Here is a 15,305-nt window from a genome sequence, read left to right as displayed (position 1 = left end):
TTGAGCGGGACATGGACCCAATTCGTATCGACGATCCGCGCGACCCGCGTGTCGCTGCCTATCTCGATATCCGCGAGCGCGATCTGGCGGGCCGGCAAGGCCGCTTCGTCGCCGAAGGCAAGGTGGTGCTCGACCTACTTTTGTCGTCGCGCCGCTTCAGCGCCGAATCCATCCTGATCCTGGAAAACCGGCTTGGCGGCCTGGAGGACATGCTGCGCAAGACACGAGCGGACCTGCCGGTCTACATCGTCGCCAGTGCGGTGATGGACGCGATTGCCGGATTCCATATGCATCGCGGCATCCTGGCCATCGGCCGCAAGGAGATGCCGCACCCGGCCGGATCATTGCTGGATGCCTTGCCCGCTCAAGCCCTGGTCGTCGTGCTTGTCGGCATCGCCAACCATGACAATATGGGTTCGATCTTCCGCAACGCCGCCGCTTTCGGCGCCGATGCGGTGCTGATGGATGCGACATGCTGCGATCCGCTGTATCGCAAGGCGATCCGGGTTTCGGTCGGCGCCGCGCTCAAGATCCCTTTCGCGTCCTTCACCGACACGGCGGACTTCACGGCGGACCTCGATCGGCGGGGCTATGACCAGTTCGCACTGTCACCGCGCGGCCGGATCGACATACGCGACGCACGGCGCGGCGAGCGCCTGGCGCTCTACCTCGGCACCGAGGGCGAAGGTCTGCCCGAAAGCCTGCTTTCCCGATTGCAAACCGTGCGGATCACCATGTCGAAAGGTTTCGACAGCTTGAACGTCGCCGCCGCCTCGGCCATTGCCCTGCATCATTTCTCGCGCTGACTTTGATGTGAGTCAGGACGCGACGAAAGCGGCCAGCCCGCACCCGTCAGTTGGCTTCTGCCTTCTGCAAGGCGCGCACGCGGTCGGCGAGGCTGCGGTCGTGGCCGGCGGAGCGGTTGTCCTGCGGCGCCGCCAGCGCCTTGGCGATTGGTGAATCGGGACCCTCGAGCTTGGCCGTCAGATGGACGACCTCCGCCGCCAGTTCGTTCATCTGCTCACGCAACGCGGCGCCATTGCCATTCGCCAAACCCGACGATGCCACGGCGCCGAGATCCGCCTTAAGCCGCTTGTTCTCGCGCGCCAGCGCCGTCAGCCTGGCCTCCAGCCGTTCGCGGTCGCCGTCGAGCTTGGCAATCGCCCGGTCCATGTCGTCGCGCTTGCCGACCTCGTCATGCCGGCCCGCTTCATCGGGCTTGCCGACCAGCCGCGAGGCCGATGCGCCGTCCTCGGCTTTCGTTTTTTCCCGCAACCGCGCCAACTCCTTTTCGCGCCGATCAAGCTTGTCCTCACGGTCGGCGAGCGTTGCCAGCAGCCGCTCGACCTTCTTGTCGAGTTCGGCGGCCCTTTTCTTCTCGGCCTTCAGGCCATCACGCGCGGCCTTGCTTTCGGCCGCGATCTCCTGGCTGCGCCGATCCGCTTCCTTGCGCTGGCCGCGCAGCAGCGAGATGTCGCTGGCGAGCTTCTGCAATTCGGATTCGCGGGCCACGAGCTCGATCTGGCGGCTGCTGGAGGCAAAACTGGCATCGTCATACATGTGCTCCAGCTTCTCGAGATCGAGCGCCCGCCTTTCCAGTTTTCGCTCGGTTTCCTTGAGCCGCTCCGAAAGCTGATGCAGTTCCTCTTCGCGCTGGCGTAGCGCTTCGCTCTTGGCGCCGAGTTCGGCGAGCGCATGATCCTTGCCCGCTCGCTCGACCGCCAGCCCCTTCAGCGCCTCGCGGCCGCGATTGATTTCGACGAGTTGTTCGGCCACCTTCTCGCGCAACGTCTTGACGTTGATTTCAAGTCGCCGCGTCGACATGGCGTACTCGGCCCGGATCCGGTCCTTGTCGGCCTGGATTTCAGCTCGCGTCAGCGGGATGGAGGCTTCGATGCGCCTGCGGGTCAGGGCGACGGCACGCCGCCAGACGGCCGGAGCCACCATCAGAGCCAGAAAGCCGGCACAGAGAAAGCCGAGGGCAAAGAACAGGACCGACTGAACCAAAGGACTACCCGTTATCGACGACAACTTGGAAGGCTGGACTGTGCCATGTTGGCATGGCGGAAATCCGGCACCGCGGCAAGGGCTTGCCGCGGGTCATTCGGGTCGTGGCTCGGGAATCCGGTCGAACGGTCCGCGATTCCATCATATCGGACAGATCAGAACGGATTCCAGGTCGCTCGCTCGGTCAGTTTCAGGTAGCCGAGATTGACGCCGAGCCGCGCGCCGACGCCGGTACGGATCGGCACCAGCAGCACATTGTTGTTCTTCAGAACGTTGAAGCCGATACCCGCCACCACATAGGCCGAACCGGCGACGCCGCCATAGCGATTGTAGAGGTTGCCGACATCGTCGAGATTGTAGACCAGCATCATCACGCGTGACCCCTCGCCGCCGAAATCCCAGCCCAGCGACGGGCCTTGCCAGAAGACTTTGTGATCGCCGGCATTCTTGGTGTAAAGCGTGCCTTCGCCATAGGTCAGGCCGCCGATCAGCGCACCGGATCCCTCCTCGCCGAGCAGATAGCCATTGGGCAGACCGTAGGAGGCGAATATCTTCTCCACGACGGTGGCCAATCCGCCCGATGTCGCGCCGAAGAACTTGTGGCCGGAATCGACAATCTCCTGAGCGGTGTACTCCTGGGCCCGCAAGGGCGATGTCGTGAAAACGAGAACGCCCATGAGCGTGATCGCCATTGAGAGGACACGGAGAAAACTCCGGTCATAGAATCGGGAAAACATGCTTCCAATCTCCGTCATGAAGCACTTTCGCCGACGCCTCGCATCCGTACGGCTCTTTAGGCGGCCGTTAAGGATGACTGTTAGGGGCAAACTATGCCGTAATCCTTTTTCAACCATTAAACTCCCACATGAAGATGGCGGTTCGAAGGCTGTTTGGCCGCTTGAGGGGACACGCAGCCTGCGTGAATGCGCCATATGCCATGACGACAATTTGGATTTGTTGCTGCACGCGCGGGCGCTGTGTATTCAGAAAGCCTTGGGTTGAAGCGTGATTCGTGTGGGCAGGCGCGAAGATCGATCGCTTGGCCACGAACTGGAAGATTTTGCAGGGATTTCGCCGATGGCCGATCTGTTCACCCTTTCCGCTCCCGACCTGGCGGCGCTTTTGTGCAGCCGCGTCTGCCACGACATCATCTCGCCGGTCGGCGCGATCAACAACGGGCTTGAACTGCTCGACGAAGGCGGCGCCGACGAAGACGCCATGCGGCTCATCCGCCAGAGTGCAAGGAACGCCTCGGCCCGCTTGCAGTTCGCCCGGATCGCCTTCGGCGCCGCCGGCTCGGCCGGCATGATGATCGACACCGGAGATGCCGAGGCCGTCGCCATCGCCTTCCTCAAGAACGAAAAGCCGGAGTTGGTCTGGAACGGAATCCGCGCGCTGCTGCCCAAGAACAAGGTCAAGCTGCTGCTCAACCTGCTCCTGGTCGCCAATGCCGCCATTCCGCGCGGCGGCAAACTGGTCGTCACGCTCGAAAATCTCGAAACCGAGCCGCGCTTTTCGCTTTCGGCAAGCGGGCCGATGCTGCGTGTGCCGCCGAAATTCCTCGAACTGCATTCCGGCCACAAGCCGGAAGAGCCGATCGACGCGCATTCGGTGCAACCCTACTATACGCTGCTGCTGGCCCGCGAGGCCAACATGACGATTTCGATCCATGCGACGGCTGAAGAAATCGTCCTTTCAGCGGCCTGAAACCGGCGCCCGGTGGCGCGCGACCGAACAAAGTATTTCAGTCTGAAATATTTCATTGACGCCCCAGATAGGCGCGATGATCTTTGCCCGCCGAAGCATCCGCAAGGAAAAGGCCTTCGAACGACATCTTTGCAAAAATTTTACCTAACGGCTTTTCGGCTTCTTTACCAGATCGGTCTAGGCTACGCCGCAGATGCCCCGAACGACCGGGCTGTCCAAGGGCAGAGAGGAACCGGAAATGAAACGCTGCATGTTCGTCGACGATTCTAGCGTCATCAGGAAGGTGGCAAAACGCATCCTGGGCGGTTCCGACATGATGGTCATCGAGGCAGCCAGCGGGCTTGACGCACTGGAGATGTGCGCCGCCGACATGCCCGACATCATCGTCGTCGACGGCGCTCTGCCGGACGTGCAGGCGGTCGACCTCATCCGGCGCGTCTGTGCCATGGAAAGCCCGATCAGGCCGCAGATTTTGATCTCGCTGGTCGAGCTCGATATCGCATCGATCATGCGGGCAAAGCGCGCCGGCGCGCAGGGCTATCTGTTGAAGCCCTTCAATCGCCCGCAACTGCTCGAGCGCTTTCGCGCCTTGAAGATCGCTGCCTGAACGCTGTTCCAGGAGACCCGCGCGGCGGTCCGCCGTCTCGCAGTGCGCAAAATAATTATCGGCTCACATGCAAAAACCCGGCCATGGCCGGGTTTTTGAGAAAAGCTCCGCCCACTGCGCTCAGGCGCTGACGCGGATGTCTTCCGGCTCGCGCAGCACATAGCCGCGGCCCCAGACGGTCTCGATATAGTTCTGGCCACCGGACGCGGCGTCGAGCTTCTTGCGCAGCTTGCAGATGAAGACGTCGATGATCTTCAGCTCCGGCTCGTCCATGCCGCCATAGAGGTGGTTGAGGAACATTTCCTTGGTCAGCGTGGTGCCCTTGCGCAGCGAGAGCAGCTCCAGCATCTGGTATTCCTTGCCGGTGAGGTGCACGCGCTGGCCACCGACCTCGACGGTCTTGGCGTCGAGGTTGACCACCAGGTCGCCCGTGGTGATGACCGACTGGGCGTGGCCCTTGGAGCGGCGCACGATGGCATGAATGCGCGCCACCAGCTCGTCCTTGTGGAACGGCTTGGTCATGTAGTCGTCCGCGCCGAAGCCGAGGCCGCGTACCTTGTCCTCGATGCCGGCCATGCCGGAGAGGATGAGGATGGGCGTCTTTACCTTGGAGAGGCGAAGCGTTCTCAAGACCTCGTAGCCGGACATATCGGGCAGGTTGAGATCGAGAAGGATGATGTCGTAGTCGTAGAGCTTGCCCAGATCGACACCCTCTTCGCCGAGGTCCGTCGTATAGACATTGAAACTTTCCGATTTCAGCATCAACTCGATGCTTTGTGCGGTTGCACTGTCATCTTCTATCAGCAGAACACGCATTTCATTCCCCTTTTCTGCCGCCGGACCATTTCACGACCCGTCCTGCCCCGGAGCAGTGGTTGCCTTGTAGAGAGGCTGCCATCGAATGGTTAACAAAACCTAATTTCCCGTCCAATACGGTACCAGATTTTTTAACCCCTTTCTACACCCTCTTGAATCTAATAACGAATCACAGACCAAATTTCCTAATGCGACACATTAATAACCTGGACTAAGTGACTCCAGGGACTCATCGACGCGGCTTCGCTTCGGCGGCCGGAATTTTTACCCGGCCTTAAGCCCTGACACGTATGATTAACAATGCCCGTAAACGAATGGTTACCATCGGCAAAAAACTTTAGGGTTTTGTTTCCCATAGTGCGGGGAAAGCCGGTGGACACGGGCAGCGCTTGGGCCTTTCCAAGTGGTTTGGACGATATGTGCGGGTGTGCGTTTCCGGGAGTACCGAATCATGAAGTCACGTGAAAACCTCGTTCGGCTGAAACAGTTTCAGGTGAATGAGAAGCGTCGCCAGATGCTGCAGCTCGACATGATGATCGCCGAGTTCGAGCGCATGGCCGTCGAACTGGAGCTTCAGATCACCGCCGAGGAAAAGAAAGCCGGCATCACAGATATCAATCATTTCGCCTATCCGACCTTCGCCAAGGCGGCGCGCCTGCGCCGTGACAATCTAAGGAACTCGCAAGGCGACCTCGCCCTGCAGCGAAGCGCCGCCGAATCATTACTCGGTGAAGCTGAAGCGGAGCTTTCCAAGGCGGAGATGTTGGAATCGCGCGATACCAAGATTCGCGAGGCCGAAACCGGTGGCCGCAGCGCCATGATCGGCTGAAGCGGACATCCGCGCTATTCGGCGCGCACACAAGCGCGCACCCTGTCGGGCGACAGCCTGCACCCGGCGCCGGCGGGCCGCCGCGAATGCGCTGATGGCATGCAAGGCCTAGGCCGCCCAGTCCCCCTCATTTCCGGCAATCGCCCTTGCCCGGGCATCCTTGATATCGGGCGCATGCTGCTCCGCCCATGATCTGATCTGGGCAAGCAGTCCCGCTAGGTTCTGACCGAGTTCGGTCAATTCATATTCGACGCGTGGCGGAATGACCGGATAGACCTCTCGCCGCACCAAGCCATCGCGCTCGAGCACACGCAAGGTCTGGGTCAGCATCTTGGGCGTGACGCCTTCGAGCTTGCGGGCAAGCGCGCCATTGCGCTGCCGGCCTTTGCGCAGCGCGCAGACCACCAGATAGACCCATTTACTGGCCAGCATCTCCAAAACGGTGTGCGACGGACATGTCCGCCGGAACGCGTCGTAGCCGTAGGGGGAATCGCAATCACTATCCATGAGGTACCTATATATCAAAAAGGTGCATACTGGACAATAGGCCCTTACTCTCCAAATGATAGTGGCGTTAGTCAAGCAGGAGAGATTTTATGCGTGCCGTAACCCAGAATTCCGTTGGCGGGCCCGACGTTCTTGTCACCGCCGAATTGCCCGATCCCACGCCGAAGGCCGGCGAGGTGCTGGTCCGCGTCAAGGCGGCCGGCATCAATCCGGTCGATGGCGCCGTGCGCGCCGGCCACTATCCGCTGCTCGGCGAGCCACCCTTCATCCTTGGCTGGGATATTTCGGGGACGGTCGAGGCGCTGGGCGCCGGCGTCACCGGCTTCAAGGTCGGCGACGAGGTGTTCGGCATGCCGCGCTTCCCTAAGCAGGCCGCGGCCTACGCCGAACTGGCGGCCGTGCCGGCCGATGAGATCGCGCTGAAGCCGAAGCGGGCGGACCATATCCAGGCCGGCGCATTGCCGCTGGCCGGTCTCACCGCCTGGCAAGGCCTTGTCCGCCATGGCGGACTGAAACCAGGCCAGCGCGTGCTGGTGCACGCCGGAGCTGGCGGCGTTGGCCATCTGGCCGTGCAGATCGCCAAGGCGCGTGGTGCCTACGTCGTCGCCACCGCCAGCCCGGGCAAGCTCGACTTCGTACGCAAGCTCGGCGCCGATGAGGTGATCGACTACACCACGGGTGATTTCACCAGCCAGATCAGCGATATCGACTTGGTGCTGGAGCCGGTGGGCGGCGACCATGCCGATCGCTCGCTGAAGGTGCTGAAGCCCGGCGGCGTGCTCGTCTCATTGCTCAATGTCAACGACGCCACCCGCGCCGACGCCAGTTCGCGCGATATCAGGGTCGAGCGAATGTCGGTCGTGCCCGACCGCGGGGGTCTGCTTGAGCTCGCCGGTTTGATCGATGCCCAAAAGCTTGCCGTCCACGTGGCCAGGACTTTTCCGCTCGACCAGGCGGGAGCCGCCCACGCCTTTCTCGCCACCAAGCCGATCGGCAAGGTAGCGCTGACGATCTGAGCGGCGACACCGAAAGCAAAAAGGGCGCGGCATGCCGCGCCCTTTGATCGTGGTGAGACCGGCCTAGTGCCGGTACTGCTGGATACGCGTGGTGCGCAGCCCGGCAAGGCCGTATTCGTCGATCGACGCTTGCCAGGACAGGAATTCCTCCGTGGTCAGCTTGTAGCGCTGGCATGCCTCTTCAAGGCTCAAAAGTCCGCCGCGCACCGCTGCAACCACTTCCGCCTTGCGCCGGATAACCCAGCGACGGGTGTTCGTTGGCGGCAGATCGGCAATCGTGAGAGGGCTGCCGTCGGGCCCGATAACATACTTCACTCTAGGTCTAACCAGATCGGTCATCGTACTCTCTACAAAAAACTCAAAGACCCAATCCCCGCCACGTTACCGCCACAGCTTTAAAAATTGCCTAAGCAGACCCTAATGACTAGGTAAGGATCGTGAACGCCGCGTTAGTCTTTTGGCGCGCATTTGAAATATCCGGCTGGAAGCCCTGTTTCAGCCGGGAGAAATGTACCCATTCACCACGTCGCCACGCCGTGGGTCGCCGTGCAAGCTGGCGCCGCATGAAAGCTTGACCTATATTCTCGACATTGGCATTTGAGCTGCCGCAGAATGAAAGCACCATGAACAGTCTCGACCTTCCCAGACGTCCCGAAGAGACCCGCATCGTCGTCGCCATGTCCGGCGGCGTCGATTCATCCGTGGTCGCCGGCCTGTTGAAGCGCGAGGGCTACGATGTCGTCGGCGTCACCTTGCAGCTCTACGATCATGGTGCGGCAACGCATCGGGCGGGATCATGCTGCGCCGGCCAGGACATCGACGATGCCCGCCGCGTCTCCGAGACCCTGGGCATTCCCCATTATGTGCTCGATTATGAGGAGCGGTTCCGCAAGGCGGTCATCGATCCCTTCGCCGAAAGCTATGTCGCCGGCGAGACGCCCATTCCTTGCGTCTCTTGCAATCAGACGGTCAAGTTCGCCGATCTCCTGGCCACGGCCAAGGATCTCGGCGCCGACGCGCTCGCCACCGGCCACTACATCCGTTCCGGCGCCAATGGCGCCCACCGCGCGCTCTACCGGCCGGTCGACGCCGATCGCGACCAGAGCTATTTCCTGTTCGCCACCACGCAGGCGCAGATCGACTATCTGCGCTTCCCGCTTGGCGGCCTGTCGAAGCCGCAGGTTCGCGCCATCGCCGAGGAGATGGGGCTGACGGTCGCCGCCAAGCAGGACAGCCAGGACATCTGCTTCGTGCCGCAGGGCAAATATTCCGACATCATCGCCAAGCTGAAGCCGGCGGCCGCCAACCCGGGCGACATTGTCCATATCGACGGCCGCGTGCTCGGCCGCCACGAGGGCATTCTGCGCTACACGATCGGTCAGCGCCGTGGCATCGGCATCGCGTCCGGCGAGCCGCTCTATGTCGTCCATCTCGACGCCGAGCGCGCCCGTGTCGTGGTCGGCCCGCGCGAGGCGCTGGAGACGCACAAGATCTATCTGCGCAACATGAACTGGCTGGGAGACGGCGCACTCGCCGATGTTTCCGCCGGCGGCATCGAGCTGTTCGCCAAGGTGCGCTCGACCAGGCCGCCACGGCCGGCCGTGCTGCGCCACGAGGCAGGCGTGACCTCGGTCGAACTGGCCGATGGTGAATCGGGCATCGCGCCCGGACAGGCCTGCGTGCTCTATTCCGACGACGGCAACGAGGCCCGCGTCTTCGGCGGCGGCTTCATCGAGCGTTCCGAGCGCGGCGCCGAAGCCGAAGCGATGCTGAGCCGGCTCGCCGCGAGGCCGGCGCAAGTTCCGGCTGAATAAAACCGCTAATGCATGTCGCCCGGAAGTGTCTTCGGTTCCGGGACAACGACATGCATAAAATCAGAGGCTTATGGCAGGTCGGGCGAATCCTATTCGCCGCGACATGCTGTAGCGTCTCAGAGACCGTTTCGAAATCCGCTCTGGCAGCCATCGGATAGCCTCCAAAGTAGAATTTCCAAACAGTCTCAGGATTTGGTGTGCGTGACCGTGCCGGCCGTCAGGATGCGCAGCACCCTGATCGCTTCCTCGCCGCTGGTGCGTGGTTCGGCACGCGTTTCGATGCACTGGATGAAATGCTCCAGCTCGCGCGTCAGCGGCATGCCCTGGGCAACCGCGACATAGGAGGGCTCATTGGTGGTGAACGCCCACTGGCCGCTGTCCTGCCACACCGCGTGGCGGTAGACGGCAAGCTTGCGCTCCCATGGCTCGACATCGTCGAACACCGCCATCGCCTTGGTGCCGACCACCGTCAGCCGCCGCTCGCGATAGGGGTTTAGCCGCGACGTGAAAAGATGGCTGCGCAGCCCGTTGGGAAAGCGCATGTGCAGATGCGCGAAATCGCTGAGATTGTCGAGGAGTGCCGCCCCCTCGCCGCGCACCTCGATCGGCTCGGTGCCGGTGATGGCCAGGATCATCGACAGATCGTGCGGCGCAAGGTCCCATAGCGCGTCGTTCTCGGTATGGAACTTGCCGAGCCCCAGCCGGTGCGAATGGATGTAGCGGACCTCGCCGAGTTCGCCCTTGTCGATCAGCCCTTTGAGCGTCTCGAAGGCGGGATGGAAGCGCAGGACATGGCCGACCATGAACACGCGGCCATTCTCCTTGGCTGCCTGCACCGAGCGTTCGGCATCCGGCACCGTCAGCGCGATCGGCTTTTCCACCAGCACGTCCTTGCCGTTCTCGACGGCGCGCACGGCAAGATCGGCATGGAACTGCGGCGGCAAGGCCATGATGATTGCGTCGACGTCATCGCGGACGAACAGCTGGTCCGGCTCGATCGCCAGGCAGTCCTGTTCGCTGGCGAAACCTTCGGCGCGGGCACGATTGGTGTCGGAAACCGCGTGCAATGCGCCGAGCGCCTTGAGGGTGCGGATGTGGTTTGAGCCCCAGTATCCGCAACCGAGGACTGCAATGCGCGGCTTCATATGTTTCAAACTCTAAAAACTCGTGGCCGAGACATAGCGACGTGCCCCGTCGAACTCAACCCCAGCGGCCGCAACCAGGCGTTCGCGCGGCAAAGCTTTTCGCCAATGGGAATATGCGCTGATATCGAATGCATCGAAGCTTGACAGGCTCGCCCTCCCAACCTTATATCCGCGCGACCTTGGCGAACGCCTCGAAATGCCTTTCGATTTGAGGCGGATTTCGGGCCTGTCGCCGCCCTGGCGGGGTAGCTCAGTTGGTTAGAGCACGGGAATCATAATCCTGGGGTCGGGGGTTCAAGTCCCTCTCCCGCTACCACTTCACACCCACTATCGTCTCCGACGGCCATACCAAAGCGGACGCCCAATGAGGTGGGCTTTCCAGTGTACCGAGCGGTAGGGAACGCGGCTCCGCCAATAAGAGCGGCGAGCTTGCCCTTGACCTCGATTTCGAAGCCCTTGCGTGCAGGTTTTGGGTGCACGGTAACGCTGTGAACGAGCTCTCGGAAGTTTTGAATGAGTGGGCCACGGTGATCTGCAGCAGTCGCGTGGTCGGCCAACGCCTTTGAAAGGCAATCAACGGTTTTGGTATACCGCTGCAGGGTGGCGGGGTGGAGAGCCACGGTTGATGGTGGCTCATCGAGTCTGCAGAGTTGTGCCTCGATCAGAGAAAGCTGTGCCTTGAGGTCTGCAATCCGCTGCTTGGCATCCGCTTCAGCAATCACGCTCCTGATCACAAGATCGATCGTCCGCTGACGTTCGCCTTCCACCCGATCGCGCTTACCTTCCAGTGCTGTACGCACCGAGTTCACCTGTGCCGCCAATTGTTGGCGCTCTTGGTTGTATTTTCGGATATATGCCTCGATCAGGTCCGGCACTTTCAGCTGCTCGCGCATGCCATCGAGGACTGCCCACTCGATCTCAGGCAGGTAAATAATGCGCCGATTGGAGCAGCTCCCGCTTTCACGAACTGCGGAGCACCTGATACGCGTTTTGCCCGTCTTATCACGATCGTGAACCGACATTCCCGCCCCGCAAACGCCGCAGCGAAGCAGACCGGATAACAGGTGTGCCGGGCGGCGCTTGAAATGAGAGGATGCGTTCACCCTCGCGACTTTGAGCGCCTGTGCCTTCTGCCAAACTTCTTCATCGACAATGCGAAGATGGGGAACCTCTTTCGTCTGCCACTGGTCCTTCGGATTTGGCCTGGAGACGCGCTTGCCAGTATCGGGGTTCTTCACCATTCGGACCTTGTTCCAAACGATCCGACCAACGTAGAGCTCGTTAAAGAGCAGACCCACCCCGCGTTGGGCATTTCCGTTGATCGTGGAACCATTCCAGCGTGTCCCCCGCGGCGGCGCTATCCCCTCCCTGTTCAGCTCACCAGCTAGGTCACGTGGGGTTCGACCGGCCGAATAGCCGTCGAAAATGCGCCGGACAACCTCTGCCTCCGCCTCGACGACCTCAAGTTCACCAGGGCGACCCAAGATAGGTCTATAGCCGTAGGGCCGGCCTCCGGCATGACGGCCGTCGCGGACGACGCCAGCCATGCCCCTCCGCACCTTCTTGGCACCATCCTCCCTCTGCATTTGACCGACCAGTCCACGAATACCGATAAGGACCGCATCGGCGATACCATCATGAACTGCCTGGATTTCGATACCGAGAAAGGAGAGCCGCTTATGAAGACCCGCGAGGTCCGCCATGTCACGTGAAAGGCGGTCAAGCGCTTCGACGACTATCGTATCAAAGATTTTTTGGCCTGCCGCCTCCATCAAGGTCAGGAGCCCGTCGCGACCGAATAACGACGCTCCGGAGCGCGCCTTATCCTCATAGACAGCAACGACATCTAGACCGTTGCGAACTGCATACGCGCGGCAAAGGGCAATTTGGTCTTCGGTGGACTTTTCGTTTTGGAGCTCCGTCGAGAAACGAGCGTAGATAGCGGCTCGCATCATTTTCTGGGAGCCTTCTTGGCGTGACGTGAGTCAATCGCGGCGCTTCGGTCGATCGAAGAGCCGATAGCGCTGAGATGATCGCGCCTGGCATCAGCGACGGCGAGCGCTTCGACGAACTCAAGCATGGCTTTGCGAAGCTCTTCCGGCGTTACCGCAGCGGCGGTTTCGATGAGGGAAGAACCATTGCCTGTGTCTGGTGCCGGCTTCACGAAAGTTAGCATGGCGACGGCCAGCGACGAGCGAAGAGACGCGTCCCATCAATCGTGCAATTGGCACGCCCCAGCGTAGAAATCGGACAGGGGTCAACTTAACGAGGCTGGATGGCGACGTGATTTCGCCGGTGCGTATGTCACGAACCTCGCCGCAGGGCGTCGCCGAACTTTCCAACCTGCTCCGATTCGCACCATTCCCTACAACAGAGGTGCCCCTCGGTTGCGAGCCCGCGCCTACGGCGGCTGCTAGAAGTTCATAAGACAGGCGCATTCCGCTGGGAATCCTCCGAAAGCGCCGTCACGAGCTTGATGGCTTCGTTCCAATATCTCTCCACGTCAGCACGGGTAGCGGTGCGGTCCGGTCGATAGGCTGGCAGATCGCCCGTAAGTGCCTTGAGGTCGCGCAATACGGACGCAATGTGCGGCCATGGGAAATCCGTCGGATCGCCGATGTCCCGGTCGGCGCCAACAATCATGTCCAGCTTCGCGATGATCCCAACGAGCGACAGAGCAGCAACACTGGGGATAGCATCCTGAAATTTGAGTGCCTCGGTCATGGCAAACACCTCTGCCTCGCGAGCCACCGCATACTCGGCGCTCGCCTCCGACGCGGCCACCGACATCGGCCAATACCCGGATTGGCCTGAGGTCGATACCGGAATTCCCGTAGTGGCCATCATTCGTGCCTCCAAGCGCTGCTGCACCCGACACAATAGCAACGAGGCATATTGAGCTTTTTGCCACTCGCTCCAGAGGCCTGAAGCCGGGTCTATTGCTTGCCGTTCGGGAACGTTCTGCTTAACCCCTTGCCGACCGATGACGAAAGGCAAAGTCGTGGTATTGTCGGAATCAGCCATGATCCGAGCTCCAGACAGCTTTGGCGTGGTCAGGCTAGGCATGGTGCGTCAACACTGCGTCTAGCCGCACCCCCGACAACAGGCCAAGGGTATCCACTGATACCTTTGGATCATAGCGCAATGATCTAAAGGGATCAAACAGAAATTGGTGACAGCAGCACAAATGCGCGCGGCCCGAGCCTTGATCGGCCTATCACAATCGGAGCTTGCCAAGCGGGCTAGCGTTTCTATTCCTACTGTAAAACGCTGTGAGAGCGACAGCGAGCGCGTCGCGGCGGTAGCCGCTGAAACACAGGACAAAATCCGTGCCGTTCTTGAGGCAGAGGGTGTGGAATTCACGAACGGCAATCATCCGGGCGTCAGGTTGCGGCGGACCCTGACCGACGACAAATCGAAGAGCGTTTAGTGAGCTTGACATTTCGGCCAGTGTCATGGCTCCCGGTCGCTTCGCCGACGCGCTCGGAATGGAGCCGGAAGCTTTCATCCGCAAATCAACGAGCGGTCATTTAGACTAAGCCGGCGCGTAGCCGCTCGCGAGCGCGCTTGCAAACGGCGCCGTAGCGAGCGAGCGGCGGCTTTGCGCCTCATTTCGGTCCTTTAGGATGGCGATGCGTTCTCCGAAAGCGGTGGTTGGGCTTCAGTCTTGGTCGGTGTCGATGACACAATGGTGCGCGAGAGACTCGAACATCGCTCGGAAACACTACGCCCTGCGTCGCCTTGAGACAGAGCAGATTGATCTGTATCAGATTCACCGCCCAGGGTCGGACACGGACGTCGAGAAGACCTTGTCCATAGGCCATTTGCCCGGCATTTCGTTTGAACACTGTTTAAGGCGCTCGATCATCCAACGGCCCGCGGGTCCCGGAGGCGCGGCGATTGGGTAGATGGCCGATATCGGCAGCTTGAGTCCACCCCGTGGTATATCTTGGATCGAAAGTTCAACAAGCCGCCCCTCGGCGATGTCCTTCCCGACGACGTGGAGCGGCATGCCACCCCAACCCAGCCCACTGATGAGAAAGGCGTGCTTGGCAAACAGGTCAGCCAACCGCCAGGTGGAAGGCGATATGACTGCGATCTCCTTCCCGGCTGATAGATCGGATCGATCAGTGAGCACCAGTTGAACGTGTCGCGCCAGCTCATCCCGCGGAATGAGGCCACCATACGCCGCCAGCGGATGGTTTGCAGCCGCGACCATGACAAAGTCAACGCTGGTGACGCGCTCGGCCACAAGGCCAGAGGGCAGTACTGGCAAAGATCCAACGATGCCGAAGCTCGCGCGCCCATCCATGACGGGTTGCACCGCGCCGCCGAGCGCCTCGACAAGTAGCCGCAAAGGTGTGGCGGGGAATTGTCCGCGGAACTCGTGAGCGACCTCGGCAATCGCGGTGATCGGAAAGAAGACGTCGATCACCGCAGCCAGCTCCGCCTCCAGCCCGCCTGATATTCCTTTCGCGCGTGCCTTCATGCCATCAACGCCTGAAACGACAGCGCGAGCGTCGGCAAGAAGGACACCACCTTCGGTCGTCAGCCGCGGATATCGAGCGCTGCGGTCGAAAAGCGTGACACCAAGTTGGGCTTCCAAGTTGGCCATGGTTTCACTGACGGCGGACTGGGTTCGCCTGAGGCGTCGGGCCGCAGCAGAGAAGCTTCCTTCGTCAGCCGCGGCAACAAAAGTCCGCAACTGGTCAAGAGATACGCCATCAAGCATGTTGTGCCCTTCTATCGAATTAACCGATGGATCCACTAAAGATATGCAGGCTGCTCCTATTTATGCGAACGTGCGACTGACACGTCAACGCTCACGGTACAATCGTTGCGGCAAGGCGCGCCTGC

General features: G+C 61.0%; 17 protein-coding genes and 1 tRNA gene. 9 read left to right on the top strand and 9 right to left on the bottom strand.

The genetic code is table 11. The annotated features are described in order from the left end of the window. The first annotated feature begins 11 nt into the window (after positions 1-11). The gene (locus tag FJ970_RS10760; protein ID WP_140758546.1) at positions 12-806 is read left to right on the top strand and encodes a TrmH family RNA methyltransferase; all 795 of its coding nucleotides are present in this window, start codon (positions 12-14) and stop codon (positions 804-806) included. A 46-nt stretch (positions 807-852) separates the two neighbouring features. On the opposite strand, the gene FJ970_RS10755 is transcribed toward FJ970_RS10760, so the two are convergent. Beyond that, positions 853-2,007 (bottom strand): hypothetical protein, encoded by a 1,155-nt coding sequence (locus tag FJ970_RS10755; RefSeq protein WP_140758547.1) that lies wholly within the window; start codon positions 2,005-2,007, stop codon positions 853-855. Between the two features lie 155 nt (positions 2,008-2,162). Further along, the gene (locus FJ970_RS10750) at positions 2,163-2,684 is read right to left on the bottom strand and encodes a DUF1134 domain-containing protein (RefSeq protein WP_373424628.1); all 522 of its coding nucleotides are present in this window, start codon (positions 2,682-2,684) and stop codon (positions 2,163-2,165) included. A gap of 400 nt (positions 2,685-3,084) precedes the next feature. Between FJ970_RS10750 and chpT the strand changes: the two genes are divergently transcribed. Beyond that, positions 3,085-3,714, top strand: a complete 630-nt coding sequence (gene chpT, locus FJ970_RS10745) for a histidine phosphotransferase ChpT (protein ID WP_140758549.1) — start codon at positions 3,085-3,087, stop codon at positions 3,712-3,714. 238 nt (positions 3,715-3,952) lie between these two features. Then, on the top strand, positions 3,953-4,321 hold the full coding sequence (locus tag FJ970_RS10740; RefSeq protein ID WP_140758550.1) for a response regulator: 369 nt from the start codon (positions 3,953-3,955) through the stop codon (positions 4,319-4,321). A 120-nt stretch (positions 4,322-4,441) separates the two neighbouring features. On the opposite strand, the gene ctrA is transcribed toward FJ970_RS10740, so the two are convergent. Next, entirely contained in the window at positions 4,442-5,137 is a 696-nt protein-coding gene (ctrA, locus tag FJ970_RS10735; protein WP_006203583.1) for a response regulator transcription factor CtrA, read from the bottom strand. 451 nt (positions 5,138-5,588) lie between these two features. Here ctrA and FJ970_RS10730 point away from each other — a divergent pair, with 451 nt between their 5' ends. Beyond that, on the top strand, positions 5,589-5,966 hold the full coding sequence (locus FJ970_RS10730; protein WP_140758551.1) for a flagellar export protein FliJ: 378 nt from the start codon (positions 5,589-5,591) through the stop codon (positions 5,964-5,966). A 108-nt stretch (positions 5,967-6,074) separates the two neighbouring features. On the opposite strand, the gene FJ970_RS10725 is transcribed toward FJ970_RS10730, so the two are convergent. Further along, a complete protein-coding gene (locus FJ970_RS10725) occupies positions 6,075-6,473 on the bottom strand; it encodes a winged helix-turn-helix transcriptional regulator (RefSeq protein ID WP_140758552.1) in 399 nt (132 codons plus the stop codon). A gap of 89 nt (positions 6,474-6,562) precedes the next feature. On the opposite strand from FJ970_RS10725, the gene FJ970_RS10720 reads away from it, so the two are divergent. Then, positions 6,563-7,489, top strand: a complete 927-nt coding sequence (locus tag FJ970_RS10720) for an NADP-dependent oxidoreductase (protein WP_140758553.1) — start codon at positions 6,563-6,565, stop codon at positions 7,487-7,489. Between the two features lie 63 nt (positions 7,490-7,552). On the opposite strand, the gene FJ970_RS10715 is transcribed toward FJ970_RS10720, so the two are convergent. Then, the gene (locus FJ970_RS10715) at positions 7,553-7,828 is read right to left on the bottom strand and encodes a DUF1153 domain-containing protein (RefSeq protein ID WP_006203587.1); all 276 of its coding nucleotides are present in this window, start codon (positions 7,826-7,828) and stop codon (positions 7,553-7,555) included. A gap of 284 nt (positions 7,829-8,112) precedes the next feature. Here FJ970_RS10715 and mnmA point away from each other — a divergent pair, with 284 nt between their 5' ends. Beyond that, on the top strand, positions 8,113-9,303 hold the full coding sequence (gene mnmA / locus FJ970_RS10710; protein WP_140758554.1) for a tRNA 2-thiouridine(34) synthase MnmA: 1,191 nt from the start codon (positions 8,113-8,115) through the stop codon (positions 9,301-9,303). Between the two features lie 185 nt (positions 9,304-9,488). Here the strand turns inward: mnmA and FJ970_RS10705 are convergent, their stop codons facing one another. Next, on the bottom strand, positions 9,489-10,448 hold the full coding sequence (locus tag FJ970_RS10705) for a Gfo/Idh/MocA family protein (RefSeq protein WP_140758555.1): 960 nt from the start codon (positions 10,446-10,448) through the stop codon (positions 9,489-9,491). A gap of 239 nt (positions 10,449-10,687) precedes the next feature. On the opposite strand from FJ970_RS10705, the gene FJ970_RS10700 reads away from it, so the two are divergent. Beyond that, positions 10,688-10,764 (top strand) — tRNA-Met (locus FJ970_RS10700). Here FJ970_RS10700 and FJ970_RS10695 read toward each other — a convergent pair. Then, a complete protein-coding gene (locus FJ970_RS10695; protein ID WP_321575743.1) occupies positions 10,721-12,400 on the bottom strand; it encodes a recombinase family protein in 1,680 nt (559 codons plus the stop codon). The genes FJ970_RS10700 and FJ970_RS10695 overlap by 44 nt on opposite strands. A gap of 77 nt (positions 12,401-12,477) precedes the next feature. Here FJ970_RS10695 and FJ970_RS10690 point away from each other — a divergent pair, with 77 nt between their 5' ends. After that, positions 12,478-12,621 carry a hypothetical protein gene (locus FJ970_RS10690; protein WP_181178543.1) on the top strand — a complete coding sequence of 48 codons (144 nt, stop codon included), beginning with the start codon at positions 12,478-12,480 and terminating at the stop codon, positions 12,619-12,621. A 248-nt stretch (positions 12,622-12,869) separates the two neighbouring features. On the opposite strand, the gene FJ970_RS10685 is transcribed toward FJ970_RS10690, so the two are convergent. After that, positions 12,870-13,472 (bottom strand): hypothetical protein, encoded by a 603-nt coding sequence (locus FJ970_RS10685; protein ID WP_227792089.1) that lies wholly within the window; start codon positions 13,470-13,472, stop codon positions 12,870-12,872. A gap of 148 nt (positions 13,473-13,620) precedes the next feature. On the opposite strand from FJ970_RS10685, the gene FJ970_RS10680 reads away from it, so the two are divergent. Continuing rightward, positions 13,621-13,878, top strand: coding sequence for a helix-turn-helix transcriptional regulator (locus FJ970_RS10680; RefSeq protein WP_227792165.1), 258 nt, complete (start codon positions 13,621-13,623; stop codon positions 13,876-13,878). A 342-nt stretch (positions 13,879-14,220) separates the two neighbouring features. On the opposite strand, the gene FJ970_RS10675 is transcribed toward FJ970_RS10680, so the two are convergent. Further along, positions 14,221-15,180: a LysR family transcriptional regulator gene (locus tag FJ970_RS10675; RefSeq protein WP_140758557.1), complete on the bottom strand. Its 960-nt coding sequence runs from the start codon at positions 15,178-15,180 to the stop codon at positions 14,221-14,223. Between the last annotated feature and the right edge of the window lie 125 nt (positions 15,181-15,305).

Origin of the sequence: Mesorhizobium sp. B2-1-8 (assembly GCF_006442545.2) — a bacterium.
Taxonomy (GTDB): domain Bacteria; phylum Pseudomonadota; class Alphaproteobacteria; order Rhizobiales; family Rhizobiaceae; genus Mesorhizobium.
This window is presented reverse-complemented; position numbering and strand designations above follow the sequence as displayed.

Bases quoted from the DNA above. Each gene is read 5' to 3' on its own strand.
- ctrA (WP_006203583.1), bottom strand. From the start codon at position 5,137: ATGCGTGTTCTGCTGATAGAAGATGACAGTGCAACCGCACAAAGCATC.
- FJ970_RS10760 (WP_140758546.1), top strand. From the start codon at position 12: ATGGACCCAATTCGTATCGACGATCCGCGCGACCCGCGTGTCGCTGCC.
- FJ970_RS10690 (WP_181178543.1), top strand. From the start codon at position 12,478: ATGATCGCGCCTGGCATCAGCGACGGCGAGCGCTTCGACGAACTCAAG.
- FJ970_RS10695 (WP_321575743.1), bottom strand. From the start codon at position 12,400: ATGCGAGCCGCTATCTACGCTCGTTTCTCGACGGAGCTCCAAAACGAA.
- FJ970_RS10685 (WP_227792089.1), bottom strand. From the start codon at position 13,472: ATGGCTGATTCCGACAATACCACGACTTTGCCTTTCGTCATCGGTCGG.
- FJ970_RS10730 (WP_140758551.1), top strand. From the start codon at position 5,589: ATGAAGTCACGTGAAAACCTCGTTCGGCTGAAACAGTTTCAGGTGAAT.
- FJ970_RS10715 (WP_006203587.1), bottom strand. From the start codon at position 7,828: ATGACCGATCTGGTTAGACCTAGAGTGAAGTATGTTATCGGGCCCGAC.
- FJ970_RS10675 (WP_140758557.1), bottom strand. From the start codon at position 15,180: ATGCTTGATGGCGTATCTCTTGACCAGTTGCGGACTTTTGTTGCCGCG.
- FJ970_RS10705 (WP_140758555.1), bottom strand. From the start codon at position 10,448: ATGAAGCCGCGCATTGCAGTCCTCGGTTGCGGATACTGGGGCTCAAAC.
- FJ970_RS10750 (WP_373424628.1), bottom strand. From the start codon at position 2,684: ATGGGCGTTCTCGTTTTCACGACATCGCCCTTGCGGGCCCAGGAGTAC.
- FJ970_RS10720 (WP_140758553.1), top strand. From the start codon at position 6,563: ATGCGTGCCGTAACCCAGAATTCCGTTGGCGGGCCCGACGTTCTTGTC.
- chpT (WP_140758549.1), top strand. From the start codon at position 3,085: ATGGCCGATCTGTTCACCCTTTCCGCTCCCGACCTGGCGGCGCTTTTG.
- FJ970_RS10740 (WP_140758550.1), top strand. From the start codon at position 3,953: ATGAAACGCTGCATGTTCGTCGACGATTCTAGCGTCATCAGGAAGGTG.
- mnmA (WP_140758554.1), top strand. From the start codon at position 8,113: ATGAACAGTCTCGACCTTCCCAGACGTCCCGAAGAGACCCGCATCGTC.
- FJ970_RS10725 (WP_140758552.1), bottom strand. From the start codon at position 6,473: ATGGATAGTGATTGCGATTCCCCCTACGGCTACGACGCGTTCCGGCGG.